Source organism: Streptomyces sp. DG2A-72, assembly GCF_030499575.1.
Classification (GTDB): domain Bacteria; phylum Actinomycetota; class Actinomycetes; order Streptomycetales; family Streptomycetaceae; genus Streptomyces.
Genome location: NZ_JASTLC010000001.1, coordinates 9,797,455 through 9,824,319 on the forward strand (window position 1 = coordinate 9,797,455; position 26,865 = coordinate 9,824,319).

The 26,865-nt window shown below is 70.5% G+C and carries 25 protein-coding genes and 1 pseudogene; 15 read left to right on the top strand and 11 right to left on the bottom strand.

Features of this window, described 5'->3' with window-relative positions; genetic code table 11:
* Window positions 1-51: 51 nt before the first annotated feature.
* The 4 genes from QQY66_RS46380 to QQY66_RS46395 are packed head-to-tail and all read left to right on the top strand — an operon-like array spanning window position 52 to window position 5,467.
* Window positions 52-963 carry a carbohydrate ABC transporter permease gene (locus QQY66_RS46380; protein ID WP_301986516.1) on the top strand — a complete coding sequence of 304 codons (912 nt, stop codon included), beginning with the start codon at window positions 52-54 and terminating at the stop codon, window positions 961-963.
* A complete protein-coding gene (locus QQY66_RS46385) occupies window positions 960-1,862 on the top strand; it encodes a carbohydrate ABC transporter permease (protein ID WP_301986518.1) in 903 nt (300 codons plus the stop codon). The genes QQY66_RS46380 and QQY66_RS46385 overlap by 4 nt, the downstream gene beginning before the upstream one ends.
* 2 nt (window positions 1,863-1,864) lie before the next feature.
* Entirely contained in the window at window positions 1,865-3,583 is a 1,719-nt protein-coding gene (locus tag QQY66_RS46390; RefSeq protein WP_301986519.1) for a hypothetical protein, read from the top strand.
* Window positions 3,584-3,637: 54 nt separating this feature from the next.
* A complete protein-coding gene (locus tag QQY66_RS46395; protein ID WP_301986520.1) occupies window positions 3,638-5,467 on the top strand; it encodes a hypothetical protein in 1,830 nt (609 codons plus the stop codon).
* Window positions 5,468-5,473: 6 nt separating this feature from the next.
* Here the strand turns inward: QQY66_RS46395 and QQY66_RS46400 are convergent, their stop codons facing one another.
* Window positions 5,474-6,121, bottom strand: coding sequence for a nucleoside/nucleotide kinase family protein (locus tag QQY66_RS46400; RefSeq protein WP_301986522.1), 648 nt, complete (start codon window positions 6,119-6,121; stop codon window positions 5,474-5,476).
* A gap of 109 nt (window positions 6,122-6,230) precedes the next feature.
* On the opposite strand from QQY66_RS46400, the gene QQY66_RS46405 reads away from it, so the two are divergent.
* From QQY66_RS46405 to QQY66_RS46425, 5 genes are all read left to right on the top strand, one after another.
* On the top strand, window positions 6,231-6,626 hold the full coding sequence (locus QQY66_RS46405) for an SgcJ/EcaC family oxidoreductase (protein ID WP_301986523.1): 396 nt from the start codon (window positions 6,231-6,233) through the stop codon (window positions 6,624-6,626).
* Between the two features lie 147 nt (window positions 6,627-6,773).
* Window positions 6,774-8,249 carry a hypothetical protein gene (locus QQY66_RS46410; RefSeq protein WP_301986524.1) on the top strand — a complete coding sequence of 492 codons (1,476 nt, stop codon included), beginning with the start codon at window positions 6,774-6,776 and terminating at the stop codon, window positions 8,247-8,249.
* Window positions 8,246-9,181 carry a lysylphosphatidylglycerol synthase domain-containing protein gene (locus QQY66_RS46415; RefSeq protein WP_301986525.1) on the top strand — a complete coding sequence of 312 codons (936 nt, stop codon included), beginning with the start codon at window positions 8,246-8,248 and terminating at the stop codon, window positions 9,179-9,181. Before QQY66_RS46410 ends, QQY66_RS46415 begins: the two co-directional genes overlap by 4 nt.
* Before the next feature lie 65 nt (window positions 9,182-9,246).
* Complete coding sequence (prcB, locus tag QQY66_RS46420) at window positions 9,247-10,101, top strand: proteasome subunit beta (protein WP_301986526.1); 855 nt, start codon at window positions 9,247-9,249, stop codon at window positions 10,099-10,101.
* 143 nt (window positions 10,102-10,244) lie between these two features.
* On the top strand, window positions 10,245-11,402 hold the full coding sequence (locus QQY66_RS46425) for a HoxN/HupN/NixA family nickel/cobalt transporter (RefSeq protein WP_301986527.1): 1,158 nt from the start codon (window positions 10,245-10,247) through the stop codon (window positions 11,400-11,402).
* Window positions 11,403-11,457: 55 nt separating this feature from the next.
* Here QQY66_RS46425 and QQY66_RS46430 read toward each other — a convergent pair whose 3' ends face one another.
* From QQY66_RS46430 to sthA, 3 genes are all read right to left on the bottom strand, one after another.
* Entirely contained in the window at window positions 11,458-12,417 is a 960-nt protein-coding gene (locus tag QQY66_RS46430) for a hypothetical protein (RefSeq protein ID WP_301986529.1), read from the bottom strand.
* Window positions 12,418-12,428: 11 nt separating this feature from the next.
* Complete coding sequence (locus tag QQY66_RS46435; RefSeq protein ID WP_301986531.1) at window positions 12,429-13,901, bottom strand: APC family permease; 1,473 nt, start codon at window positions 13,899-13,901, stop codon at window positions 12,429-12,431.
* A 304-nt stretch (window positions 13,902-14,205) separates the two neighbouring features.
* On the bottom strand, window positions 14,206-15,609 hold the full coding sequence (gene sthA / locus QQY66_RS46440) for a Si-specific NAD(P)(+) transhydrogenase (RefSeq protein WP_301986533.1): 1,404 nt from the start codon (window positions 15,607-15,609) through the stop codon (window positions 14,206-14,208).
* A gap of 146 nt (window positions 15,610-15,755) precedes the next feature.
* Here sthA and QQY66_RS46445 point away from each other — a divergent pair, with 146 nt between their 5' ends.
* Window positions 15,756-16,877, top strand: a complete 1,122-nt coding sequence (locus tag QQY66_RS46445; RefSeq protein ID WP_301986534.1) for a sulfite oxidase — start codon at window positions 15,756-15,758, stop codon at window positions 16,875-16,877.
* 110 nt (window positions 16,878-16,987) lie between these two features.
* On the opposite strand, the gene QQY66_RS46450 is transcribed toward QQY66_RS46445, so the two are convergent.
* Both QQY66_RS46450 and QQY66_RS46455 read right to left on the bottom strand, forming a co-directional pair.
* Window positions 16,988-17,191, bottom strand: coding sequence for a hypothetical protein (locus QQY66_RS46450; protein ID WP_301986536.1), 204 nt, complete (start codon window positions 17,189-17,191; stop codon window positions 16,988-16,990).
* A 158-nt stretch (window positions 17,192-17,349) separates the two neighbouring features.
* Entirely contained in the window at window positions 17,350-18,540 is a 1,191-nt protein-coding gene (locus QQY66_RS46455) for a beta-1,3-glucanase family protein (RefSeq protein ID WP_301986537.1), read from the bottom strand.
* A gap of 337 nt (window positions 18,541-18,877) precedes the next feature.
* Here QQY66_RS46455 and QQY66_RS46460 point away from each other — a divergent pair, with 337 nt between their 5' ends.
* The gene (locus QQY66_RS46460) at window positions 18,878-19,765 is read left to right on the top strand and encodes a GNAT family N-acetyltransferase (protein ID WP_301986538.1); all 888 of its coding nucleotides are present in this window, start codon (window positions 18,878-18,880) and stop codon (window positions 19,763-19,765) included.
* A gap of 114 nt (window positions 19,766-19,879) precedes the next feature.
* Here the strand turns inward: QQY66_RS46460 and QQY66_RS46465 are convergent, their stop codons facing one another.
* On the bottom strand, window positions 19,880-20,764 hold the full coding sequence (locus QQY66_RS46465) for a Gfo/Idh/MocA family protein (protein WP_301986540.1): 885 nt from the start codon (window positions 20,762-20,764) through the stop codon (window positions 19,880-19,882).
* 214 nt (window positions 20,765-20,978) lie between these two features.
* On the opposite strand from QQY66_RS46465, the gene QQY66_RS46470 reads away from it, so the two are divergent.
* Both QQY66_RS46470 and QQY66_RS46475 read left to right on the top strand, forming a co-directional pair.
* On the top strand, window positions 20,979-21,836 hold the full coding sequence (locus QQY66_RS46470; RefSeq protein ID WP_301986541.1) for an aldo/keto reductase: 858 nt from the start codon (window positions 20,979-20,981) through the stop codon (window positions 21,834-21,836).
* A gap of 183 nt (window positions 21,837-22,019) precedes the next feature.
* Window positions 22,020-22,838, top strand: a complete 819-nt coding sequence (locus QQY66_RS46475) for an SAM-dependent methyltransferase (RefSeq protein WP_301986542.1) — start codon at window positions 22,020-22,022, stop codon at window positions 22,836-22,838.
* 21 nt (window positions 22,839-22,859) lie between these two features.
* On the opposite strand, the gene QQY66_RS46480 is transcribed toward QQY66_RS46475, so the two are convergent.
* Together QQY66_RS46480 and QQY66_RS46485 are read right to left on the bottom strand one after the other, a co-directional pair.
* Window positions 22,860-23,780: a helix-turn-helix transcriptional regulator gene (locus QQY66_RS46480; RefSeq protein ID WP_301986544.1), complete on the bottom strand. Its 921-nt coding sequence runs from the start codon at window positions 23,778-23,780 to the stop codon at window positions 22,860-22,862.
* Window positions 23,781-23,875: 95 nt separating this feature from the next.
* Window positions 23,876-24,106, bottom strand: coding sequence for a DUF397 domain-containing protein (locus tag QQY66_RS46485; RefSeq protein WP_301986545.1), 231 nt, complete (start codon window positions 24,104-24,106; stop codon window positions 23,876-23,878).
* Window positions 24,107-24,386: 280 nt separating this feature from the next.
* On the opposite strand from QQY66_RS46485, the gene QQY66_RS46490 reads away from it, so the two are divergent.
* Together QQY66_RS46490 and QQY66_RS46495 are read left to right on the top strand one after the other, a co-directional pair.
* On the top strand, window positions 24,387-24,845 hold the full coding sequence (locus QQY66_RS46490; protein ID WP_301987723.1) for a hypothetical protein: 459 nt from the start codon (window positions 24,387-24,389) through the stop codon (window positions 24,843-24,845).
* A gap of 30 nt (window positions 24,846-24,875) precedes the next feature.
* Window positions 24,876-25,235 (top strand): annotated as a pseudogene (locus QQY66_RS46495) (ATP-binding cassette domain-containing protein); the annotation flags it as partial.
* A 12-nt stretch (window positions 25,236-25,247) separates the two neighbouring features.
* Here the strand turns inward: QQY66_RS46495 and QQY66_RS46500 are convergent.
* The gene (locus QQY66_RS46500; RefSeq protein ID WP_301986546.1) at window positions 25,248-25,604 is read right to left on the bottom strand and encodes a hypothetical protein; all 357 of its coding nucleotides are present in this window, start codon (window positions 25,602-25,604) and stop codon (window positions 25,248-25,250) included.
* Between the two features lie 196 nt (window positions 25,605-25,800).
* A complete protein-coding gene (locus QQY66_RS46505; protein WP_301986547.1) occupies window positions 25,801-26,766 on the bottom strand; it encodes a GlxA family transcriptional regulator in 966 nt (321 codons plus the stop codon).
* Between the last annotated feature and the right edge of the window lie 99 nt (window positions 26,767-26,865).

The following is a 26,865-nucleotide window of genomic DNA, read 5'->3' on the forward strand; positions in this document are numbered from 1 at the left end:
CTCATGGCCCGAGCCCACAGGAACCCATTCCACCAGCACGGAGTCAGGAAGATGACAGAACGCGCCCCGGACGTGTCCGTGAGCCCGCCCAGGAGCCGCAGTAAGTACACTCTTGCGCCGCTCGTCCTCATCGCGGCCAACGTCGTGCTCTTCGCCCTGTTCTTCCTCTGGCCGGCGGTGATCGGGCTCGTCTACTCCTTCACGAACTACACGGGCGTAGGGGCGTTCCAGTTCGTCGGACTGGACAACTACCAGCGCCTGTTCGGGGACTCCACCTTCTTCGACGCGTTGACCCGGACGCTGCTGTACACCGTGCTCTTCGTCCCGCTGAACTTCGTGTTCTCGCTGCTCATCGCCAACGTGCTGGTGAGCAAGCACGCCAAGGGCGTGTCGGTCGCCCGTGTCTTCTTCTTCATCCCGTGGCTTCTGTCGCCCATCGTCGTGGGCGTCCTGTGGCGGTGGCTGTTCGGTGAGAACTTCGGACTGGTCAACTACTTCATCGAGAAGTTCGGCGGAAGTGCCGTTCCGTGGCAGTCGAACGCGGACCTGTCGCTGATGGTGGTCGTGGTGGCGGCATCCTGGGCCTGGACGGGCTTCTCCATGCTGCTGTTCATCGCGGCGATCAAGAACGTACCGACGTCGTACTACGAGGCGGCCGCGCTCGACGGCGCCGGTGCGTGGCGCCAGTTCATCAGCATCACACTGCCGAGCATCGCGCCCACTTCCTTCATCGTCATCCTGCTCAACACGATCCACGCGATGAAGGAGTACCCGCTGTTCGCCTCCCTCAACAACGGCGGACCCGGAACGACGAACAACCTGCTTGTGCAGTACATCTACCAGACCGGCTTCAAATCGGGCCAGATCGGCTACGCGAGTGCCGCGTCGTTCGTGCTCATGCTCATCCTGATGGTCGTCGCGATCGTCCAGATGATGGTCAACCGGCGGGTGGAGAACCGATGACAACCACAGACATGCCGCGCAAGGTCGACGCCGATTCCGTACGGGGCGTCGCCAAGAAGGGGCCCCGCGGCGGGCGTAGCGGTGGGCTTCGGCGCGCGGTGCCCGCGACCACACTGCTGTGGGTTCTGGCGGCCATCTACGCGGTGCCGGTGCTGTGGTTCGTCCTCAGCTCCTTCAAACCGGCGGGAGACCTGTTCTCCCTTCCGCTGACGCTGTTTCCGAACAACCCCACCGTGTCGGGTTACAAGGCGGCGTGGGACAGCGCCAACTTCTCCCAGTACTTCATCAACACGACCATCGTGTGTGTGATCGCGACGATCCTGACGGTGGGCGTCAGCTGCTGCACGGGGTACGCGCTGGCCAAGTACGACAACAAGTGGCTCAAGGTCTTCTTCGTCGGCATTCTGGCCACCACGATGCTGCCGGGCGAGGTCATGCTCGCCCCGCAGTTCCTGGTGGTCCGCGACCTCGGCCTCTACAACTCGCTCGCCGGCATCATCCTCCCTGCCGTGCTCACCGCGACCGGGTGCTTCATGTTCCGCCAGTTCTTCCTGACGGTCCCGGACGAGCTCATCGAGGCCGCCCGCATCGACGGTGCGCGTGAGCTGTCGATCTTCCTGCGGATCATGGTGCCGATCTCCCGGCCCATCATGCTGACGCTCGCCATCCTGTCGTTCCAGTGGCGGTGGAACGACTACATCTGGCCGCTTCTGATGCTCAACGATCCCAACAAGTTCACCGTGCAGATCGGCATCCAGAGCCTCGTCGGGGCGCAGAACATCAACTGGTCGGTGGTGCTCGGCGGATCGGTCATCTCCATGATCCCTCTGATCGTCGTCTTTCTGGTATTCCAGCGTTACGTCATGAACGCCGACATCAATGCCGGACTGAAGGACTGACCTTGCCCACCCCGCTCGACCACGAGTTCGTCCGGTCGGCGGCCCGCGCCGCCGACCGGCAGGCCGCCCCGTTGGCGGCCCGCCCCGACGAGGAACCCGCCGGTGTGACCCACCGCGCTCTGGCCCGCCGGGTGAAGACCCTGGTCGCGGCATACCGTTCCCCGGACTCGGCGCTGCACGGCAGCAGGCAGGCCGTCGCCGCCGCGATGACCCACCTCGCCGCCCTGCGGGCCACGCAGACCACCACCGGCCTCTTCGCCGGCGGCGACAACGTGCAGTCACCGCCGGACTCCGCCTTCACCGTCAACGACGTGTGCGACGCGCACGTCCTCGCCGCCGACGCGGGCCCGGAACTGCGCGACGTCACGGCCGCGCTCGCTGAGATCGCCGGCGCCGCCACCGGCAGTCTCCTGACCGGTGGGGTGCATACCCCGAACCACCGCTGGGAGCTGTGCGCGGCGCTGGCCCGGCTGCACCGGTCGTTCCCGGACGACCGGCTGCTCGACCGCGTCGAGGAGTGGCTCGCCGAGGGCGTCGACATCGACGCGGACGGCCTGTACTCGGAACGGAGCGCCAACTACGCGGCCCATGTGTCCAACCCGTCGCTGCTGCTGCTGGCCGAAGTGCTCGGCCGCGCCGACCTGCTGTACGCCGTCGAACGCAATCTCGCCACGACCCTGGACCTGATCAGGCCGGACGGCACGGTGGAGACCGTCCACTCGCGACGTCAGGACCAGAGCCACCCGTTCCCGCTGGCGCCCTACCTGCCGCACTACCGGCTGCTCGCGATCCGCACCGGCCGGGGCGACTTCGCCCGGGTGGCGCGGCTGGCGGCCGCCGGCGGCATCGACGACCCCGACCTGCTCGCCGAGACCATCCTCGTCCCGGACCTGTGCCGCGCCCTGCCGTCCCTGGCCGCGGAGACACTTCCGCGCGACCGGTACCTCACCACCGCACGCCTCGCCGCACGCGCCTCGGCCACCGCGCACACGGTGGTGTACGGCGGCTCCGACGTACCCGAGCACCGGCGCATCCGCTCGGGCCTCGCCTGCAATCCCACCTTCCTGCGCCTGTTCGCCGGCGACGCCGTCCTCGACGCGGTCCGTCTGGCGCGGGGGTTCTTCGACCTGGGCCCGTTCCGCGCCGCCGAAATGCAACAGCTCGCCGACAACCGGTACCGGCTCACCGAAACCCTCACAGCCGCCTACTACCAGCCGCTCCCGACGGACCAGAGGCGGGACGACGGCGTCTACCGGCTGGTGGACGAGGGACGCTTCTCGGCCGCGATGGCCTTCCCGGACCGGCCCCGGGACGAGGTCTCCCACACGACCCGCGTCGAGGTGGACCTGAGGGAAGACGGCGCTGACCTGCGGATCGACATCAGCGGACCACGGGTGCCCTGGGCCCTCGAACTGACCTTCCGGCCGGGCGGCGTGCCGGAGGGCGCCGTACCGATCGGCGACGGACGCTGGTGCCTGACGACCGGGCCGATCACCTACCGGGCCGGTGACGACGAGATCCGGGTCGAGGCCGGTGTCGAGGCGGGCGAACCGCTGGCCGGGCCGGACCGGAGCGACATACTGCGGTACGACCCGGGACAGGACTACACCGTGGTGGGCGGCACCGACGCGACGACCGGGAACCGTGTCTACATCGGTGGACTCGGCCCGCACACACTGACCGTCGCACTGCGCGCCCGCCGGCACGCACCTGTCGTATGACCCCGACGACCCACGCCATGGCCACCTCCGGTACGAAGGGCTGAGGACAGACAGATGCATCTCCCGCACCAGCGCGGCCCGTTGCACGACCTGCCGGACACCCCCGAGGCATACGACGCCGTCCTCGCCGACGTCACCGAGCAGGCCCTGGCCCGCATCACACCGGACGGCAATCTCGAACACCCCGACGCCGTCGACGACATCGGCGACACCTCGCTCGGCGTGACGTCGCTGCTGGCGTTCGCCTGGCAGCGCACGAAGGATCCCCGGCTGCCGGAGGCGGTACGTCGCAGTCTCGCCTTCCATCTGCGGGAGCGGGTGTACGTCGAGGACAACCCCGGATACCCCAATCTGAGGGAGCGCAACTCCCGCCTGCCGTACGCCCGTTACACCCTCGCCGCGGGCGCGCACCCCATCGGGGACTGGCCCAGCACGGTGTGGGCGCTGCTCCAGACGGTCAATCTGCTGGACACGACGGACGGCCTGGTCGACGACGAACAGCGCACCGAGCTGCTTGAGTTGGCGCACGGCTACTGGCGCTGGCTGACCGAGGCGACCTTCTTCAACCCGCAGGAGGCGGGCAACCAGGCGATCGGCTGTGTGGTCGGCGGCCTGATGCTGGCCCGTCATCTGCCGGAAGAACAGAGCGAGGGTGTCCGCGCGCGGGCGCTGGAGCTGTACGCCGACAAGATCCGCGCCCACCGGGTGCGCGACCGGGGCGCCCTGCTGCCCCCCGAGCACGGCGGCGCCTACGACAACAACTACGGCCCGATCTCCCTGTCCTTCCTCGCCCAGGCCCACCGGGTCAGCGGCGAGGAGATCTTCGCCGAGGACGGCGACACGCTCGCCCGCTACATCGACGCCCGCCTGACGACCGGCGGCTTCGACAACGGCGGCCCGCGCTACAGCGAACAGCACTCCGGCTTCGAATCGGTCCTGGGCCTGCGCTACTTCAGCCGCCGTATCGGCGCCGACCTCGGCCGCTACCGGGGCGACACCCGCTGGGGCAGGCACGCGGTGCAGGCGGACGGCGGGATCGACGGCCACTTCGCGTGGATGCTGATCTGGCAGATCCAGGACGGCACACGCTGGCACCGGGAGCCGGCCACGGCGGTGGCCCGCCACCAACTGCGCTCGGGCACGGTCTCGGTGGCCTTCGACGGCCGGATGACCCCGGCGGTGGTCGAGGCGGGCGGCACCTACTACCTGGCCGCCGCCGTCAATCGCCAGCACGGCTTCGGCCCGGTCACGGACGGCTTCCTGCACTGCCGCCCCATGGGCGAGGTCCGCGTGCGGGACCTGAGCACCGACGGCCTGACCGCCAAGCTGGTCACCAAGCCGGTCGTCGGCCGCGACCACGTCCTGCGCCATGTCCGGTCCCTGTACGTCACCGACGGCACGCGGCTGTGGATGACGGTGGCCGTCGAGCGGCTGCCGGGATCGCCGTATCTGCTCGCCGGACTGCCGTACGCCGCCGACGACGGCGACCGTGTGCGCAGGGTCGCGACCGGCGAGGTGACGGCGGCGGGTGAACTCCGTCTGAGCCACCCGGAGGCGGAGCGCACGGACCACTTCGACGCCCGCTCGGAGACCACCCAGGAACTGGCGGCCTTCGCCCTGGCCGCCGATCCGCGCGGCTACGGCAACCCGGACGAGGGCTGGCGTCACCTGGTCGCGTCCACGGCGCTGGAGGCCGAACCGGCGCCGGGCGCGCCCGGTGACCTGCACGTCTTCGCCGTGCGCTACGGCGCCGAGGGCCCGTTCTCCCCGGAGTTCGAGCTCGGGGAGCAAGGGCTGACGGTACGGACCGAGGCCTTCACCGCCGTGATCGGGGAACCGGCCGGAGACGAGCGAGGGGAACCGCTGCTCACCCTGCGCCGCTGAGCCGTCTCACACCCCGACATCGAGGGACGCCGGGACGAGGAGGTCGGCGCGGTCGCGGGTCGCGGCGACCAGGTCGGCGTTGAGCTGGTCCGTGCCCAGCACCCACGCCACCGCCTCCGCGTGGCCCTTGCCGAACTCCTCGTGCCGGGCGATCAGCCGCCGGATCCGCTCCTCCTCGTCCGGTTCGCAGAACCACACCTCGTCCAACTGCGCCCGGACACGCGCCCACGCCCCCGTCCCCAGCAACAGGTAGTTGCCCTCGGTCACCACCAGCCGCGCCGTCGGCGGCACCGGAATCGCGCCCGCGATCGGCTGCTCCAGCACCCGCTCAAAGCCCGGCGCGTACACCGTGCCGTCGACCTCCTCCCGCAGCCGCCGCAGCAGCGCCGCGTACCCCGCCGCGTCGAAGGTGTCGGGCGCGCCCTTGCGCTCCCGCAGACCCAGCCGGTCCAACTCGACGTCGGCCAGATGAAAGCCGTCCATGGGGACGTGCGCGACCCACTGCTCCCCGGACGCGTTCAGCTCCCGTACGAGGGTCTCGGCGAGCGTCGTCTTGCCCGCGCCGGGGCTGCCCGCGATACCGAGGACGCAGCGGCGGCGGCCGTCGGCGAGGCCACGGGCGCGGGTGAGGAGGTCGTCGAAGGTCACAGGCACACAGCAGAGTGTGGCACCCGGCCCGGCGATGAGTTGCGCCGATGCGGGGAGTCGGTAGGGGAGGAGGTCGCGTTCATGCAGAACCACCGACAAGGAGGGAGCCGCCGCCATGTCGGACGACGAAGCGCGGATCCGCACCCTGATCACGAACTGGGCCGAAGCCGTCCACCGGGGCGACCTCGACGGCGTACTCGCCGATCACGCCCAGGACATCGTCATGTACGACGTACCGCCGCCCCACGAGGGCATCCACGGCCTCGACGCCTACCGCGCGAGCTGGCCACCGTTCTTCACCTGGCAGGCCCAGGGCGCCTCCTTCGACATCGAGTCCCTCGACATCACGGCGGGCACCGACGTCGCCTACGCACACGCCCTGCTGCGCTGCGGCACCCCGGAGGAACTCACCGAGCGCCCCACCCTGCGCCTGCGGCTCACCCTCGGCCTGCGCAAGGAGGACGGCCGCTGGCTGGTCGCCCACGAGCACCATTCGTTCCCGCACGACTGACGCCGGGCGTCACACTCCTGGGTGCATACGGAGCGCTGGCGATGCCCTGCCCGGGATACTTTGTCCATGTTTCCGGCGCTCCCGCCTTCTGCCCTTCCGGCTGGCGGGCTGAGGAAGCCTACGACGTGCAGGGGTGAGGGGTGGACGATGGCGCACGGGTCGAACGCCATGCTCGTCGGTAGGGGAGGACGCGGCGAGGCGACCGTGCCCGGTGCGTTCGGCCGGGCCCGCGGCAGGGGCCCGCTCGCGGCGGTCGCCGGTGCCTTCACCCTCGCCCAGCTCGCGCTCGTCCACCCCTCCATGGGCCTCGGCTGGGACGAAACCGTCTACGTCAGCCAGGTCGGCACCCAGGCACCGGCCGCCTTCTTCAGCGCCCCGCGTGCCCGCGGAGTCTCCGTGCTGGTGGCGCCCATCGCATCCTGGTCGACGTCCACCACGCTGCTGCGCGTCTACCTCGCGCTGCTCGCCGGAGTCGGTCTGTACCTCGCCCTGCGCGCCTGGCGCGGACTGTTCCCGGCCGGCGTCCTCGCCGCCGCCGGCGCCCTGTTCGCCACCTTGTGGGTGACCCTCTTCTACGCCCCGCAGGCCATGCCCAACTACTGGGTCGCGATCGGCGCCCTGGTCTGCGTCGGCTGCTTCCTGCGCGCCCGCTCCGGCCGGCAGGACCGCCGGGCCCTGTGGGGCGTCGCGGTGGGCGCCGCGCTCATGGCGTTGATGCGGCCCACGGACGCCGCCTGGGTCGCGCTGCCCCTGCTGGTTGTCGCGATACGTCAATGGAGGCTCGCCCTCGTCCTCGCGGCGGGGCTCGCCTCCGGTGCCGTCGCGTGGGTGATCGAGGCGTTCGTCAGCCACGGCGGCCTGAGCGAGCGGCTGTCGGAGGCCTCCCGGATCCAGGGCGGACTCGGCTGGCACAACGCCGTCGACGACCAGCTGCGCAGCCTCGTCGGACGCACCCTGTGCCGCCCCTGCACCGCGGAGATGCCCAACCCGGCGGTGACCCTGTGGTGGTTCGTGCTCCCGCTGCTCGCCGCCCTCGGCCTCACGGTCGCCGTGCGCGCCGGACGCACCGCGCAGACCCTCGTACCGCTCCTGTGCGCCACGACAGCCGCCGTTCCCTACCTGTTCCTGATCGAATACGCCGCCCCCCGCTTCCTGCTGCCCGCCTACGCGCTGCTCGCCGTCCCCGTCGCCGACGCGCTGCGGCACCTGGTCAGCGCGCCGAGCGGGCGATGGCGGCCGGTCGTCGCGACACTGGTCGCCGTCGGACTGGCGGGACACCTGGCCGTGCAGTACGTCGTCCTGGAGCGCGTCGTCGAGCGCACGACCGCCGACCGCCGTGACTGGACCCGCAGCGCCGCCGAACTGCACCGCCTGGGTGTGCGCCCGCCCTGTCTGCTCACCGGGCACGAGGCCATCCCCGTCGCCTACTACACCGGCTGCTCCTCCGGCGCGATCCGCGGCCACAACGCCAACACCACGCAGGCGGACATCCTGCGCACCGCACGCACCATCCCGGTCGCCGCCCTCACCCCGCCGGGTGGCGCCCCACCCGGATACGCCCGTACCTGGCAGACCCACCGCCTCGACGGTCTGGACGTCCACATCGCACCGGGGCCCGTATGACGTCCGAGCAGGTCCTCGCCCCGTCCCACCGCAGACGCGCCTACTGGCACACCGCCCTCACGCTCGCCGTGCTGGTGGGCGCCGGGTATCTGGCCCGGCGGCACTGGCCGGTGCTGGAGACAGGAGCCGTCCGGCTCGCCGTCGCCGACCAGGGCTGGCTGCTGGTCGCCGCGTCCGCCGCGGCCATGACCTGGCTGTGCTCGGCGCTCGCCCAGCAGGGCGCCGTGACCGCGAGGCTGCCGCCGGGGCGGCTCGTGGCCGCGCAGTTCGCCGCCTGCGCTGCCAACCATGTGCTGCCCGCCGGGCTCGGCGCGGGCGCGGTCAACCTCCGCTTCCTCATGCGCTGCGGCATGTCGGCCGGGCGCGCGGCGACGGCCCTCGCGGTGAAGGCGTCCGCGGGCGGTATGGTCCGCGGCGCCCTGATCGCCGTACTCGTCCTGGCCTGCCCGGGAGTTCTGCTGGTGCCGTCCCTGTCCGGGGGATGCGTGGCCGTCGTCATCCTCGTGGCCTGCGCGGCGGCGGTCCTGCTGTGCAGCGGGCGCTGCCGACGGGTTCTCGCCGCCGTGGTGGCCGACGTCCGGGCCGTCCACGCGCGACCCCGGCGTGCGGCGGCCCTGTGGGGCGGGTCGCTGGCCTTCGCCGTGCTGCATTGCGCGGTGCTGATCGCGGTCACCCAGGCCGTGGCGCTGCCGCTGTCTCCGGCCAGGGTGGCGCTGCTCTATCTCGCCGCGAGCAGCGCCGCCGCGTTGCTGCCCACCCCCGGCGGTCTCGGCTCCCTCGATGCCGCGCTCGCCCTCGCCCTCACCGCCGGCGGTGCTCCGGCGTCCGGGGCAGCCTCCGCCGTGCTCGGCTACCGGCTGCTGACCATGTGGCTGCCGCTCGTTCCGGGGCTGCTGGTGCTCGGGTTGCTGATCCGGCGCAAGGCGCTGTGAGGAGTTTCCGGCGCGCCGGGTTCAGGTAGGAGTCGTCCATCGGTTCCGACGCGAGGGGGAGTGCGATGGCAGGCGAGGAGACCGTTGGCCGGCTGGGGGAGGAGTTCTTCACTCCGGGAGGCTCGTCCTTCACGGCGTTTGTGGCGGCGCACCGCCCCGAGTTGCTGAGCACCCGCAGCCCGCTCCCGGACGGCCTGCGGGCCGACCCCGACCGCGTTCCGCACGGCACCACGGTCCTCGCCCTCACCTTCCGCGACGGCGTGCTCATCGCGGGAGACCGCAGGGCTACCATGGGCAACCTCATCGCCCAGCGCGACCTGGAGAAGGTGCACCCCGCCGACGACTCCACGGCCGTCGCCTTCGCCGGCACGGTCGGCCTCGCGCTGGACATGGTGAAGCTGTACCAGGTCGAGCTGGCGCACTTCGAGAAGATCGAGGGCACGGCGATGAGCCTCAACGCGAAGGCGCGCCGCCTCGCGAGCATGATCCGCGACAACCTCGGCCAGGCCATGCAGGGCCTCGCCGTCGTCCCGCTCCTCATCGGCTACGACCCGTCCGCCCCCGAGGGAGAGCGGGGCCGCATCTTCGGCTTCGACGTCGCCGGCGGCCTGTACGAGAAGACCGACTTCCACGCCGAGGGGTCCGGATCCCCGTACGCCCGCGGCGCGTTGAAGAAGCTCTTCCACAAGGGCATGTCCCGCCGCGACGCGGCCCTGGCCGCACTCCAGGCGCTGTACGACGCCGCGGACGACGACTCCGCGACCGGCGGCCCCGACATCAACCGCCGGATCTTCCCCATCGTCTCGGTCATCACCGAAGAGGGTTTCGAGCGGCTGCCGGAACCGGAGACGGAGGAACTGAGCCGCGAGATGCTGCAGCAGCGCCGACGGAGCCCGGACGGACCGACCGCGATGGTCTGACGACGGACCGCCGCGGTTGCTGACATCGGCCTTTCCCGGACCATGGTGAAGACCAGCCACGGGCTTTACTGCACATCGATTGCAAGTACCGCAGGATGGCGGAAGGCTGCACAGTGCGGCCGTTCACCGACAGAAAGCCCCTGATGACGGCCGCCCCTGACTCCGCTCCACACCTCCCCGCCACGCCTTCCGCGAACGGCTCGGCCTGGCACCGCGTCCGCACTTCCATGACGCGGCAGGAGTGGATCAGGGTCGGGGGCATGGCGGCCTTCATCCTGGCCCTGCATGTGATCGGCTGGTTCACCCTCGTCGCTTTGGTCGCGCCCGAGCACTACAGCATCGGCGAGAGGTCCTTCGGCATCGGGATCGGCGTGACCGCGTACACGCTCGGCATGCGGCACGCCTTCGACGCCGACCACATCGCGGCCATCGACAACACGACCCGCAAGCTGATGGGCGACGGGCAGCGCCCGCTGTCCGTGGGGTTCTGGTTCTCGCTGGGCCACTCCAGCGTCGTCTTCGCGCTGGCCTTCCTGCTCTCCCTCGGCGTGAAGACCCTCGCCGGACCGGTCCGCGACGACGACTCCCACCTCCATGAGGTGACCGGCCTGATCGGTACGGCCGTCTCCGGGGCGTTCCTCTACGTGATCGCCGCGCTCAACCTGGTCGTGCTGGCCGGCATCTGGAAGGTGTTCCGCCGGATGCGCTCGGGCCACTTCGACGAAGCCGCGCTGGAGGAGCAGCTCGACAACCGCGGTTTCATGAACCGCCTCCTGGGCCGCGTCATGAAGTCCATCACCAAGCCGTGGCAGCTGTACCCGCTGGGCCTGCTCTTCGGCCTGGGCTTCGACACCGCGACGGAGGTCGCCCTGCTCGTCCTGGCCGGTTCGGGCGCCGCGTCCGGGCTGCCCTGGTACGCCATCCTGTGCCTGCCCGTCCTCTTCGCCGCCGGGATGTCCCTGCTCGACACGATCGACGGCACTTTCATGAACTTCGCCTACGGCTGGGCCTTCTCCCAGCCCGTCCGCAAGGTCTACTACAACCTCACCATCACCGGCCTGTCCGTAGCCGTCGCCCTCCTCATCGGCACCGTCGAACTCCTCGGCCTCCTCGCCGACAACCTCCACCTCCACGGCCCCTTCTGGACCTGGATCAGCACCCTCGACCTCAACACCCTCGGCTTCGCCATCGTCGGCCTCTTCATCGCCACCTGGATCATCGCCCTGCTGGTGTGGAGATTCGCCCGCATCGAGGAGAAGTGGACGGCGGACCTGGCCCGGGAAAAGGCAAGTACGCCTTGACAGTTGACGAAGGGGAACGCACTGCTACCGACCGGCGCGGACGCGGGGCTCGATGTCACGCGCGCAGACCCAGCTCTGCCCGCCACTTGAGGATCTGCTGCTCGGGATCCCCGGTGTAGGACCAGGGCGTGCGGGTGGCGCGTCGGCCGAGCAGCCGCAGCAGTGGGGCGGCGAGGTCCTGGAGGCCCGCGAGGCAGGCCGCGTGTGCCAGGTAGTGGAGGTCGCGGAGCTCGCCGGGGGCCACCGCGCGGTCTCCGCGGCCCATGATCCAGCGCTGCCAGGTGCGGCGTACGTCGCTGACGGCGCCGTCGTGGTTCCAGTGCTGGCTGAGCATCACGGCGGCGTGCCGGCCCTTCGCGGCGTCGAGGGCGTAGCGGAACTCCTCGACCCGGGCGTACTGCACCAGCACCGGCAACGCGACACCGTGCGGTGCCGCGCCGGCCGCGTCGCGGGCGAAGTCGTACATGAGGCCGTGCGTGCCGTGCCAGCGGGACGAGTAGTAGTGCAGCACCTGGAGGTGGCCCTCCACGCTGTACGGGTCCCGCCGGTGCAACTCGTCCCACCAGCGGGCCAGTTCCTGCCGCCGTACGCCCGACGGATACAGCCGGGCGACGGAGATCAGGGAGATCCACGGCGTGGGATCCTCCGGGTACGCCTCGGCGGCGTGCAGGCACGCGGTCACCGCGGCGTCGATGCGGCGCCGGTCGATCGGAACGCCCCGGCCCGCCGCGATGGCCGTGTTGAACGCCCGGGTGGTCTCCGTCGCCGCCCGCAGCACCAGCGCGTCGGCGCCGCGCGGCTCGGCGGCCAGCCACGACTCGACCGTGGAACTGCTCGCGCACGCCTGTGCGAGCACCCGCACGCGGTGGCCGCGCGCCAGCCAGTCGGCGCCGGTGGTCCGCAGCAGGTCCCTGACGCCCTGCCAGCGGCCGATGACGATGTCCTGGCGGGCGGCGGTCAGCGGCGCGTCCCCGCAGTCGGGGTCGAAGTCGGGGGTGAAGTGGTCTCGCGCCATCGGGATCTCTCTCAGAAGTCGGTGGGGAGACCCTCGTGGACACGCGCGTGCGCGTCAGCGCGGCTGTCGGGCACGTAGTCCACGGTGACGGTACGGCTGGCGTCGAGTTTCGCGGGGTGGTAGTAGTCGCTGCCCTGCCGCCAGTACCAGAGCATCGGGATCAGCCCGACGGCGAGTCCGCCGATGCCGATCACGATCGCCGGAGTGCTCAGCTCGCCCAGCGACTCGATGAAGATCCAGAACATGAAGAGCGCGCCGAGCAGCGGCCACACTCCGCCGAGGAGGAAGTTCGCCGGGGACTTCAGCAGCATCTTGCGGTAGGCGACGACCACGGCGAGGCCCGCGAGACCGTAGTAGACGGCGATCTGCAGACCGATCGCCGAGATGGCGTGGCCGAGGACCTCACCGACCGTCCCGAGCGCGTTCGAGGCGATGATCATCAGCAGCGCCACCGCGCCCACCACCGCGATCGCCACCCACGGCGTGTTCCAGGTGCGGTGCACCCGGCCCAACGCGGACGGCATCGTACGGTCGCGGCCCATCGCGAACAGCGAACGCGTCACCTGGATCAGCGTCGTCTCCAACGTGGCGATGGTGGACAGCATCACCGCCACGATCAGCAGCTTGCCGCCCCAGCCGGGCCAGATCTCCTCGCCCAGCACGGCCAGCACATTGGCGTCGTTGGCCTGGATCTGCCGTGTGGACAGCAGGACGTTCACCGCGATGGTGAACGCCTCGAAGAGCAGGAAGACGATGCCGACCCCGATGAGCCCGGCGATTCCCGTCGTACGACGGCTGTTGCGGGTCTCCTCGCTGAGGTTGCTGGTGACGTCCCAGCCCCAGTAGTAGAACGCGGCGATCAACGCGCCCGACGCGAACCCGGACACGCCGTCGAAATGGCTGAAGCCGAGCCACGACCAGTCGAAGGCTCGCGCATGGTCGGAGTGAAGGACGGCGAGCACCACGAAGAGCGCCAGGATGACGAGTTCGACGCCGGACATGACCAGCTGCGCGCGGACGGTGAGCCGGGCGCCACCGAGTACCACGAACAGCATGAGCAGGAACCAGGCCGACCCGACCAGCGTGGACAGCAGGGTGTCGTCGGCGAGTTGCTCGTCGAAGAGCGCCAGCGTCAACGACCCGGCGGGCAGCGAACCGGCCACCATGAAGATGGTCGCCGAGATCACCAGCGCCCAGCCGCTGAGGAATCCGAGAAAGGGATGCAGCGTCCGCCCCACCCAGGAGTAGCTGGCGCCCGCGTTCACATCGATCCGGCTGAGATAACTGAACGCCAGCGCGATGCCCAGCATGGGTATCGCGCAGTACAGCAGGGCCGCGGGACTCGCCACCCCCACCGAACCCACCAGGACCGCCGTGGTCGCCGCGATCGAGTACGCCGGCGCGCTTCCCGCGACCGCCATCACCACGGTGTCGAACGTGCTGAGGGCATTGGCCTGGAGCCCTCTGCCCCTGCTGTTGCTCATGCTTGCGCTGCTTTCGGTCGTGCACGCCGCCCCGGGCATGCCGCGGCGCGTAGGGGTGGGGGGTGAACCCGCCGCGCACCGGCGAGGGTTGACCTCACTGGCACGGACGGCAAGGGGGGCGGCGGATACCGGCAGCACTGTGTCGGCAGATGATCACGCCTTGTTTGCACGTGATGATAGCCCCAGCCGACGGCCACTCAAGTCGCGTGTCCGAATCGGTATTCAGGCTCGTTCAGCGGTCCGGTCACAGGATGGGTCCACAAGGTTTCGGGCGCCGCAGGACGAGGAATCCGGGTGATCGGTGTCAGTCCCCGATCCGGTCGATCTGCCGTAGCTTGTTGGTGGCGTCCAGGGCGGCGACCTTGTACGACTCCGCGAGCGTCGGGTAGTTGAACACCGCGTCGACCAGATAGTCCACCGTGCCGCCGCAGCCCATCACGGACTGCCCGATGTGAATCAGCTCGGTGGCCCCGGCGCCGAAGCAGTGCACACCCAGCAGCGAGCGGTCCTCGGGGGACACCAGCAGCTTCAGCATGCCGTGCGAGTCGCCGACGATCTGCCCGCGGGCCAGCTCCCGGTACCGGGCCACACCGACCTCGAACGGCACGGAGTCCTCGGTGAGTTGGTCCTCGGTCCGCCCGACGAAGCTGATCTCCGGGATGGTGTAGATGCCAATAGGCTGCAGGTTGTGCATCCGGCCCACCGGCTCCCCGCACGCGTGATACGCCGCCGCGCGCCCCTGCTCCATCGACGTGGCGGCCAGCGCCGGGAAGCCGATGACGTCGCCGACGGCGTAGATGTGCGGAACCTCCGTGCGGTAGTGCTCGTCGACCTTGATCCGGCCGCGCGGATCGGCGGTCAGGCCCGCCTTGTCGAGGTCGAGTTCATCGGTGAGGCCCTGCCGGCCGGCCGAGTACATCACCGCGTCGGCGGGGATCTTCTTGCCGCTCTCCAGAATGGTCAGCGTGCCGCGCGGATGACGCTCCACGGCGGCGACGGTCTCGCCGAAGCGGAACGTGACCGCGAGGTCCCGCAAGTGGTACTTGAGCGACTCGATGATCTCGACGTCGCACATGTCGAGCATCGCGGCACGCTTCTCGACGACGGTGACCTTGCTGCCGAGCGCGGCGAACATGGAGGCGTACTCCATGCCGATGACTCCGGCGCCCACGATGACCATGGAGCGCGGTACGCGTTCGAGGGTGAGGACATTGTCCGAGTCCATGATCGTCCGGCCGTCGAACTCGACACTGTCCGGCCGCGCGGGCCGGGTGCCGGTCGCGATCACGATGTGCTCCGCGCTGAGCAGCCGCTCGTGGCCGGTGACCTCGCGCAGGGCGACGGTGTGGTCGTCGACGAAGTGGCCGGTGCCGGCGTACAGGGCGATGTGGTTGCGAGAGAGCTGGTTGCGGATGACGTCGACCTCGCGGCTGACCACGTGCTGGGTGCGGGCGGTCAGGTCGGCGACGGTGATGTCCTCCTTCAGCCGGTAGCTCTGCCCGTACAGATCGCGCTGGGTGAGCCCGGTGAGGTAGAGCACCGCCTCGCGCAGCGTCTTGGAGGGGATGGTGCCGGTGTGGATGGAGACCCCGCCGACCATGTCGGGGCGGTCGACGACGGCGACCCGGCGGCCGAGCTTGGCCGCGGCGATGGCGGCCTTCTGGCCGCCCGGACCGGATCCGATGACAAGCATGTCGAAGTCGGGCACCTCCGGAGTTTGTCAGCCGGAAGACCTCTCGCGAAAGAGTGAACCGGCAACCACCTGGTCGGGCGGGGCCACCGCAAGTCCCTGAGGACGGTGGGAAGTTGCGCCCGCCGCTGCGACAACCGACCTCGCGGCGCGATAATGCCCCCATGGGCCATCGACTCGGTGACGCGAGCGCACCCGCCCGGCTGGCCGGCCCCGACGAGGGCATCGGCCGGGACGAGCTGGCCCTCGCCACCCGCAACCACGGCCTGCCGCTCGAGGCGCTGCGCTACGACATCACGCCGCCGGGCCTGCACTACGTACTCACGCACTACGACATCCCGTACGTCCCCCAGGACGAGCCCTGGACCCTGACTCTCGGCGGCCTGGTCAGCCGCCCGCTCCGTCTCGACCTCGCCGACCTCCGGTCGTTTCCCCAGGTCACCACGCGTGTCACGCTGGAGTGCGCGGGCAACGGCCGTGCCCTGCTGACGCCCCGGCCGGTGAGCCAGCCCTGGCTCGTCGAGGCCGTCGGCACCGCCGACTGGACCGGCGTACCGCTGCGACTGCTGCTCGCGGAGGCGGGCCTTGCCTCCGACGCGGTCGACGTGGTCTTCACCGGCGCCGACCACGGCGTGGAGCGCGGTGTCGAGCAGGACTACCGGCGCGCGCTGCCCGTGGACGTGGCGACGGGCGCCGAGCCCGAGGTGCTGGTGGCGTACGCGATGAACGGCGCACCGCTGCCGCCGCAGCACGGCAGCCCGCTGCGCCTCGTCGTGCCCGGCTGGTACGGGATGGCACATGTGAAGTGGCTGCGCGAGATCACCGCCGTCGACACACCGTTCACGGGTTTCCAGCAGGCCGTCGCCTACCGGCTCAGGCAGCGCCCCGGGGACGAGGGCGAGCCGGTCACCCGTATCGCACCACGCGCCCTGCTGGTCCCGCCCGGCTTCCCGGACTTCATGTCCAGGACCCGTATCGTCCGGCCGGGTCCGGTCACCATCGAGGGGCGTGCCTGGTCCGGGCAGGCACCGGTCACCCGCACCGAGGTCAGCACAGACGCCGGACGCACCTGGCACACCGCCGAGCTGACGCCGGACGACGGGCACCGCTGGGCGTGGCGCCGGTGGCACTTCACCTGGACGGCAACGCCCGGTGAGCACGTGCTCAGCGCAAGAGCCACCGACACCGAGGGCCACACCCAGCCGCTCCAGGCACCCTGGAACCGCGGCGGCTTCGCCAACAACCTGATCCAGCGGGTGCCCGTGCTGTGCGTCGCCGCGGTGTAGCGCCCCGAAGGGGCGCGGGGAACTGCGCGACCAGCCACGACGGCGCCGCAGACGGCAGACGGCCCTTAGCGGCACCCCCAGCGGAGCGCTACCGCACCCCCAGCGGAGCGCTACGGCAACATCTTGTCGAGTGCCGCCGGACCCTCCTTCGCCAGCTTGCGCTTCGCCCACTCCATGTTGCGCGGTGTGATGTCCTTGCCGGAGGCAAGCACCAGGTCCTCCGGCGACACATCCGTGCCGGTGCGGGCGTGGAGCAGGGCGTCCGGGGTGGCGCGGTCCTCGGACGGCCCCGACGCTGAGTGTGACGTCGTCATGATCTCTGCTCCTCGGGTCCGGATCGCTGCTACGGCCCCGCTGCGTTCATCGGGTCCACTATCACCATCGATCGCGGCGGCCCGCCCTGCATCCGGAGGCGCCGACGGATGTGACCCGAGGGCCCGGAGAAGCGCGTGTGGCGCCCGGTGCGCGGCCCCTAGAACGGCGTCAGCGTCAGCCGCACACCCGTGGGCGCCGTGTCCTGGATGTACGACGCGAAGTCGGCGACATCGTCGAAGGCGAAGCCGTACGCCTTGCCGTCCTCGGTGGCCGCGTGCATCGCCTTGGCGTAGTGGTTGGTGAGGCCGGTCGGGTAGAAGGCCGAGGGATCGGTGACCGGCTGGGCCGCGCCGTCGACCAGCGTCGAGCGGTTGAAACCGGCGCCGAGGACGGCGGCGACGGGACCGGTCGTGCCGTCGTTGGGCGCGGCGAGGCTGCCGGCGCAGAAGAGCACGTCCCGGGTCGACGGCTTGGCGAAGGAGACCGCCGCGGGCCCCTCGAAGGCGAGCTGGTCGCCGCGGACCCGCCCGGTGAAGGTGCCCGCGTTGGTGGTGACCTTGAGGTCACGCCCGGCGTACGTGCTCCACACCTCGTCGATGTAAGGGGCGAGGTAGTCGTCAGCGAACAGGCCCGCGTCCAGACCATGACCGGGCGCGATGACGCGCGTGTCGTCCACGACGAGGGACCCGAAGCCCTCGGTCTCCCGGACGGCGGCGAAGGCAGCCGCACGGCCTCCGTCGCGCAGTGTGCCGGTCGTCTGGTCCTTGGCGCCGGTCAGCCAGATGCTCAGCGGCACGCTGAACATGTCGACCATGGTCGTGTTGCAGAACATGCCGGCCGCGTTGTACGTGAACTCGGCACAGTCGTGCAGCACCGGGTGGTTGGGGTCGGACTCGACCCAGCCCGCCGGGTACTGCGGCGCGGCGTTGCCGTTGCCGTCCGTGACCGCCTTGAGCTTGAGCTTCTCACCCAGGGACACATAGATGCGGCCCGACATGTACGGCAGGGTCAGCCGGGTCTCGCCGCTGCCGGCCAGGCTGATCGCGTAGTCGGTGAAACCGTCGGCGCCGTTGTCCGAGGCGGCGATCGGTGCGACGGTGCCGTCGGGCGTGACGCGGACCTGCCTGCCGTCCTGGTTGCCGACTATGTAGACGTGGACGGAGGCGTTGTCGAAGGAACCGCTGTTGTTGACGAGCGTCAGCGGAAGGGCGCCGTCCGCCGCCTTCGTGGTGTCGCCGGCGAGGGCGTCGGTGGCGATCGCGGCGACGCCGGGCGCGGCCACCGCCGCTCCCGCGAGGGCGAGAAGGAACCTGCGACGGCCGAGGGTGCGCTGGTGACGGGGTGTCATGTGGGGCTGTCTCCCGTGTAGTTGACGAAGACCTGAGAGCGCTTTCAGTCGCATCCCTTTTACCTCTGGCCACTTGGGCAGGTCGATGGGCGGCACGATCGCTTTATCCACGGATAAGGCGCGCTTAAGCGACCTCCCCGCGGCGGCTGTTGTCGTGGGAAAAGCGATGGACGGGCACGGCGGAGCCCCGTACCGTGTGACGCCACGCCCTGAGATGGCCGGAAGGAGGCGAGTGCCGTGCAGTTCACCACCATCCAGCGCTCCCTTTCCGTTGCCCCGGCGTGCTTCGTGTGACCGACCGGGAGCGCTCCCCGCAGCACGCATCCCGGAGGAATCCGTGACCGACCTGGTCATTCGTACGCTCGACGAGAGCGACGCCCATCTTTTCGACACGGCCCCCGACCCGCTGGGCGCCCGCGAGGCCCACCGGCTCACCCACCACCGCCCCGACTGGAAGCGGGTGGCGCTGTGCGACGGCACGGTCGTCGCCCGCGCGGCCTGGTGGGGCGGCCCCGACGACACCGAGCCCATCAACATCAACTGGTTCGACGTGGCCGACGGCGAGGAGGAAGCCGGAGCCGAACTCCTGCGCACAGCACCCTGGCAGGTCGAGGAACTGGAGTTCAACCTGCCCGGCGGCTGGCGCGACACGCCTCAGCTGCGTGCGGCTGCCGAGGCCCGCTTCACGGCCGTACGAGCCGCCGGTTTCGAGCTGCTGGTGGAGCGCTTCCTGTACCGGTGGACGCCCGAGTGCGGGCTGCCCGAGCGACCCGGACGCCTGCTCTTCGAGCCCGAGCCGGACGACGCGGTCTTCTACGACGCACTGCGCCGCATCCACTCCGTCACCCTCGACGCCCACGCCCGAGCCGTCATCGACTCAGGCGGCGTCGACCAGGCGGCCCAGGAGGAACTCGACTTCTTCCACTGGTGCCCCTCACCCCGGGAATGGTGGCAGGTGGCACGCACGCGTGCGGGCGAGCCGGTCGGCATCCACATCCCGGCCCACAACCCGTCCGGCCCCTGCATCGGCTTCATCGGCGTCCTGCCCGAACAGCGCGGACACGGCTACGCCTACGACCTGCTCGTAGAGTGCACCCGCTTCCTCGTGGACCAGGGCGCTGAGTTCATCTCCGCCGCAACGGACCAGGGCAACTTCCCCATGGCGGCGCACTTCGCCAAGGCCGGGTATCCGGTGGTGAGGGAACGGGTCAACTTCCGGGCGTAGGTCCGGGGGGCAGCGCCCCGAAGGGCGCGGGGCTGTATCGATATGCGGCTCCGCCGCGTGGGCGCGACCAGCCCCCACCGGCCCGCGGCAAACGAACCACATCCAGTGGAGCGCCTAGCCCGCATCGCCGTGCAACATCGCCTCCGCCGCCGCCAGGATCTCCGTGACCCGCAGGGCGAACCCGGCGTCGCACGTATGCGGCTGACCCGTGCGGGCAGCGGTCCGCAGCGCATCGGCGGCCCGTGCCAGCGCGGCCACCGCTCCCTCCGCTCCCTCCGGCAGCAGCGTCGCTCCGGCCTCGCCCCGCAGCTCGACCTCGGCCCCGCCCGCCGCGGGCGGGGCCGTGAGGCTCAGCGTCAGCGTGCTCGACGCGCCGCCGGCGTGCTCGAGGACGAGATGCGCGGTGTCCCCGGGACCCGGCGCCACGGCCGCCACACGTCGTACGTCGCCCAGCACCGGCAGCAGGACGGACAGGGCGTGTGGGCCGACATCCCACAGCGCGCCCTTCTCCCGCCGCCACGGCGTGGCGAACGGGCTGTCACCGGTGAACACCGAACCGAGCCACTGGGCCCGTGCCGTGAACCAGCCCCCTCGCTCCGCCTGTTCGGTGATCCATGCCTCCGTACGGGTCTGGAACCGGGCGGTGAAGAAGACCACCGAGGCGACACCGGCCTCCCGCACGGCCTCGACGACCGCCCGCCCCTCCTCGACCGTCAGCGCGAGTGGCTTGTCCAGCAGCAGATGGCATCCGGCCCGTGCGGCCCGCGCGGCGAGCCCCGCCTGGACGTTCGGGGGCAGGGCGACCGCGACGGCGTCCACATCGGCGAGCAGGGCGTCGACATCGTCGTACGCCCGTGTCCCGTGCCGTTCGGCCAGTTCCTTGGCGGCCTCCGGACGACGGCCCCATACGCCGGCGAAGTCCAGGTCGGGGTGCTCGCTCAGGGCGGGTGCGTGAGCCATCTGTGCCCAGGGGCCGGTGCCGAGCAGTCCTATGCGCATGCCGTCGCCTTTCCGCGATGCCGAGCCGGGTGCCGGGCGAGCCTCGCACACGGACCCGGCCATGGAGCAACCGATTTGACGCAAAGACGCACGCGGGCGCGGATTGAGTCGCTCGCGTGCTGAATGCGTTCTCTTTCTTCTATTGGACTGCTGGCCGCAGGCCAGCAAGGCTAAGCGGTGATCCGCCACGACAGCCGAAAGAGGTCACGACCACATGCACACTCGCCGCATCGGTGACGTCGACGTCAGCGCGATCGGCCTGGGCGGTATGCCCATGTCGATCGAGGGGCGACCGGACGAGGCCCGGTCCCTCGCGACCATCCACGCCGCGCTCGACGCCGGCGTCACGCTGATCGACACGGCGGACGCCTACCACCTGCATGCCGACGAGGTCGGCCACAACGAGACGCTGATCGCCAAGGCCCTCGCCTCCCACGACCGGGGAGCGGACGTCCTGGTCGCCACCAAGGGCGGCCATCTGCGCCCCGGCGACGGCAGCTGGACCCGGGACGGCAGCCCCGAGCACATCAAGGCGGCCTGCGACGCGTCCCTGCGCCGGCTCGGCGTGGACGCCATCGGCCTCTACCAGTTCCACCGCCCCGACCCGCGCGTGCCCTACGCCGAGTCCGTCGGCGCGGTGCGCGACCTGCTGGACGACGGCAAGATCCGCATGGCGGGGATCTCCAACGCCGACCCGGACCAGATCAAGCAGGCGAACGAGATCCTCGGCGGACGCCTGGTCTCGGTGCAGAACCAGTTCTCCCCGGCCTTCCGCTCCAGCGAGCCGGAGCTGCGCCTGTGCGACGAACTCGGCATCGCGTTCCTGCCCTGGAGCCCGCTCGGCGGCATCGCCCGCTCCGGTGAACTCGGCTCCGTCCACGCGCCGTTCGCCCGCATCGCCGAGGCCCACGGCGTGAGCCCGCAGCGCGTCTGCCTGGCCTGGATGCTCGCCAAGTCGCCGGTCGTCGTACCGATCCCGGGCGCAAGCCGGCCAGAGACCATCCGGGACTCCTGCGAGGCCGCGGATCTGGTGCTCACGGCCGAGGAGATCGCCGAGCTGGACGCCACCTGAGCCGACGCCGGCCATCCCGCTCCGGACCGGGGCCGCTTCCGGTCCCGGTCACCGTGGCATTCACCAAGTCCTTCATCAGGAGGGCCGGTTCGCCGCTGGGCTGGTCGCGCGGGTCGCCGGGTCCCTAGGATGTATTCCCAGTCAGGCCAGTCCAGTTGGCGCGGCAACGAGGCCGGGGGAACGATGCACACCGACAAAGAGCTGTCCACGTCGATCGACGCCGATGTGCCGACTGCCGCCCGGATGTACGACCACTACCTGGGCGGCAAGGACAACTACGCCGCCGACCGCGCGGCCTGCGCGGAACTCGACAAGGTCGTGCCCAGCACCCGCCGGCTCGCCGTCAACAACCGGCGCTTCCTCCAGCGCGTCGTTCGAACGCTCGCCGAGGACCACGGAATCCGCCAGTTCCTCGACCACGGATCCGGCCTGCCCACCCAGGACAACGTGCACCAGGTCGCCCAGCGCGTGCACCCCGACTCCCACGTGGTCTACGTCGACAACGACCCCATGGTGCTGGTCCACGGCCGGGCACTGCTGGAGCAGGACGAGCGCACCGCCGTCATCCACGCGGACATGCGCGAGACCAACGCGATCTTCGCGCACCCCGACACCCGGCGCCTGATCGACTTCTCCCAGCCGGTCGCCGTGCTCTTCAACTCGGTGATGCACTGCATCCCGGACAGCGACACGGACGGCCCCCTCGCCCTGGCCCGCCGCGTGGCCGGACGACTGGCGCCCGGCAGCTTCATAGTCATGTGCCAGCTGGTCAGCGAGGACCCCGAAGTGCGCTCCTTCGTCACGGACTTCATGGACAAGGCCACCCAGGGCCACTGGGGCCGTGTGCGGCAGGAGAAGGACGTCGCCGCACTCTTCGAAGGACTGGAGATCCTCGAACCGGGCCTCGTGGAGGTGTCCACGTGGCGGCCCGACTCCGAGGTGGCGCCCCGTCAGCTCACCCACGAATGGATCGAGTTCGGCGGCGTCGGCCGACTCCCCTGACGCCGGACAGGACCCGCACTGTCAGGCCTTGGGATACCGCCGCTCCATCGTCTCGCGCAGCAACTCCAGCGACGCGCGAGGCGTGAGCGCCTCGTCGGCCAGCCGGTCCAGGGCGAGCCGGTACTCCTCCGTCTCGTCCTGGTCCTCCAGGAAGTTGGCGCTCCTGATGTGCTCCAGATAGACGACGTCGGGCAGATCGAGACCGCCGAAGCGCAGATACGTGATCGGTATGGCCGGCGCCGACGCGTTCGTCACGTCCAGCGGCACGATCTGCACGGTCACGTTCGACCGCTGAGCCATCTCGACCAGATGCGCCAGCTGCTCGCGCATGACGTCCACGCTGCCCAGAACCCGCAGCAGGACCGATTCGTCGATCACCGCCCACAGTTGCGGAGCGTCCGCCCGCAGCAACAACTCCGTCCGACGCGTGCGCAGTTCGACCCGGCGCCGGACCTCGGCGGCGGGCGCGGTCGGCAGACCCCGGCGCACCACGGCCCCGGTGTACTCCGGAGTCTGCAGCAGACCCGGGACGTACTGGATCTCGAAGGTACGGATCGCGGCCGCCGCTTCCTGCAACCCCACCAGCCGGTCGAACCACTCGGGCATCAGACGCTTGTCGTAGCGCTGCCACCAGCCCGGCTCACCGGCCCGGTGCAGCAGCTTCAGCAGCACCGACGCCTCGTAGTCGGCCGTGCCGTACAGCTCCAGCAGCGCGCGGACGTCGTTCTCCGCCGGGGGACGGCGGCCCTTGCCCGCCTCGATGCGGGAGAGCTTGGCGGGACTGAAACCCAGGGCGCGTGCCGCTTGGTCCTGGGCGAGTCCGGCGTCCTCACGGAAGCCCGCCAGCTGCACACCGACCAGCATTTTCAGCAGAGTCGGCGCGGGCTCGGGCCGGTCGAGATAGGGTTCGAGCAGGGAGATGCGATGCGACTCTGCTGACATCCTGACTCCCGCGGACCGGCATGAGGGTGACTCACCTTATCGCACCGGACGTGCTACGGGCATGCCCGTAGCGGCAAGGGAGTTGACCTGTCCGGCTACAGCAGATGGTCGAACTCGCCGTCTTTCGCCCCGGCCAGGAAAGCCGCCAACTCGGCCGCCGTGTAGACCAGTGCGGGACCGTCGGGATCGCGGGAGTTGCGCAGCGCGACACCTCCGTCGACCAGAGTGGCGACCTCGACGCAGTTGCCCTCGGCGTTGCTGTGCCGGCTCTTGATCCAGCGGGCGTCCAGCGAACTGGCCCGCACTCCGTTGTGTACAGGTGGCACCGCAGTCTCCTCGCTGTTCACGACCCATGTCCCTGCACATGGGGCATCGCGACGCTCCTACCCGCTCCGGCCCGCTTCTCACGCAATTTCCCGTGCAATTGCACGCGGGCGCGTGCGCTGTGGATAATAGCTGCGGCGTCAACACTGCATCCGGCGCCCAGTTCTGATGTCGCATCGGGGAGATGCCGTGTCATCACCTGCGGACCGACCACGCCATACGTCGAGCGAGGCAGCAGAGCGCGACGTACAGCCGACGGGCGTGGCACGCACCACGCCCCTGATGGCGCTGGGGCGGGTTCCGTGGCGCGAGATCAAGGACTCCACCGGCTCCGCGGAGGCCATTCCGCTGCTGCTCAACAGCGTCGCGTGGGGTGACGCCGACACCGCCCGCTCCGCACTCCACGACCTGCGCACCCGCATCTGTCAGTACGGCTTCGTGGTGGAGCAGGCAACGGCAGCCACCGTGCCGTTCCTGTGGGAACTCGCCCAACTTCCCCATGTGACCTGCCGCGCGCAGATCATCCAGCTGCTCAGGAGCATCGCCGACGCCCGCCAGTGGGAGAGCACCGCGGCCGTCTACCCGAAACTGCTTCACCACCGCGAGAACCACGTGGTGTGGGAGCGCCAGGCGCGCCAGGCCGTGCGTGCCCGGCGCGGCGAACTGCGCCGGCTGATGAACGACGAGGACACCGAGATCGCCCAGGCCACGACAGAACTGGCGCGGGCCATAGGGGCCTGATCTCAGCGGACCTCCACCCGCTGGTGTACGTCCGGTCGGCTGCCGCAGGGACTCGACACGGTGATCGGCGAGCGCGGTGCCCGGCTGTCCGGCGGGCAGCGGCAGCGCCTCGCCATGGCCCGGGCCCTGATCAGGGACCCCAAGGTGCTCGTGCTCGACGAGGCGACCTCGGCACTGGACACCCGGTCGGAGGCGCTGGTGCAGCAGGCGCTCGCCCGGCTGCTGCGCGGGCGCACCACGTTCGTGGTGGCGCACCGGCTGTCCACCGTACGGGGCGCGGACCGGATCGTGGCGATGGGGGACGGCCCGATCCGGGAGATCGGGACACACGAGGAACTTCTGCGCCGGGGCGGTGAGTACACCGCCCTGCACAGCGGGCAGGTCGCCTGACGCCGTGTTCCGTCAGGCGGCGCTGCTGCGTGGGATCCGGTGCGGGCAGGATGCGTCGTGATCGGTGCCGCAACTCGTCCACCAGCGCTCGCAGCAGGCGGCGTACAGCTCCGAGCGGACGATCTCGTCGGCGGCCCCGTCGCCCCGCCCCTGCGCGGCGGCCGCCTGGGCGCGCAGCGCGGCGACGGTACGGCGCTCGTCGTGCAGGACCGTTTCCCGTACGACGGCGATGACCGGGACGAGACTGGCGGCCGTGAACAGCAGCGCGGCCCACACGAGACCGCAGAGGAGTTCGAGGACCGCCGTCCAGGCGAGTCCCGCGCTGGTGAGGACGTACAGCCCGCAGAGCAGGCGATGGGAGACGTGCATGGCGTACACCGTTCGTGCTGAGAGGGATGCCTCCTGCTCAACTGCCCGCGGTGGCGCGGGGAAGCGGGTGTTTTCGGGCGGATCGTCCGTGACCGGGTGTCTGTCGTGACGTTGGTCGGATTCGAGCGGCAATCGTCAGCAATGCGTCAAGTGCGAGCCGGGCAACGGAAGATGGGCGTCCGTGAGCGGGAGGACGTCAGGAGCGCTTCATCGCCCCGGCCTTTCCGTGGAAGGCGGCCCGATACGCCTGCGGACTGGTGCCGACCACCCGGCGGAACCGCTCCCGGAACGCGGTCGCCGAGCCGAACCCCGCAAGCTGCGCGACCCGTTCGACCGGATGGTCGCTGTTCTCCAGCAGATACTGGCTGCGCCGCACCCGCGCCCGGAGCACCCACTGCAGGGGCGTGCTGCCCGTCTGCTCGCGGAAACGACGGCTGAAGGTGCGCTCGCTCATCCCGGAGCGCGCCGCGAGCGCTGACAGGGTGATCTCGTGGGCGAGGTTGTCCTCGATCCACTCCAGCAGCGGCTCCAGTGTCGAGCCGCGCGGTACGGGCGGGTGTTCGTGCACGATGAACTGGGCCTGGCCGCCCTCCCGTTCCAGCGGCATGACGGACAGCCGGGCGGCGTCCGCGGCGACGGCCGACCCCAGGTCCTGGCGGATCATGTGCAGGCACATGTCGAGTCCGGCGGCGACGCCGGCCGAGGTGAGGATCTGGCCGTTGTCGACGTACAGCACGTCCGGCTCCACCTTGATGTCCGGGAAGCGGTGGGCCAGCACATCGGCGGCCACCCAGTGGGTGGTGGCGCGCTGCCCGTCCAGCAGCCCGGTCTCCGCCAGCACGAACGCGCCGACGCACACGGACGCGATCCGGGTGCCGGCCTGCGCCGCCTGCCGCAGCGCCGCGACCACCCGGTCGGACGGGGGAGGCGCGCCCTGAGCGCAGCCCGGCACGATGACGGTGTCGGCCTCCGCCAGCGCCTCCAGCCCCACGTCGACCTTCAGCGCGAAACCGTGGGTGCGCACCTCCGGGGACTCGGCGCAGAGCCGGACCCGGTAGGGATGGCGGCCGTCGGGCAGCCGCGTCAGCCCGAACACCTGCAGGGGTGTCGCCATGTCGAACGGCACCACCTCGTCGAGGACCAGGATCGCCACACTGTGCATGAAGGCCACGGTAGACGGATTCCCGCCGCCCCGGTTCACCGGCGGACTCAGGGAAAGGGCTTGTGTGCGACCTGGCGAGAATCCGTTGAAAGCTGTCAT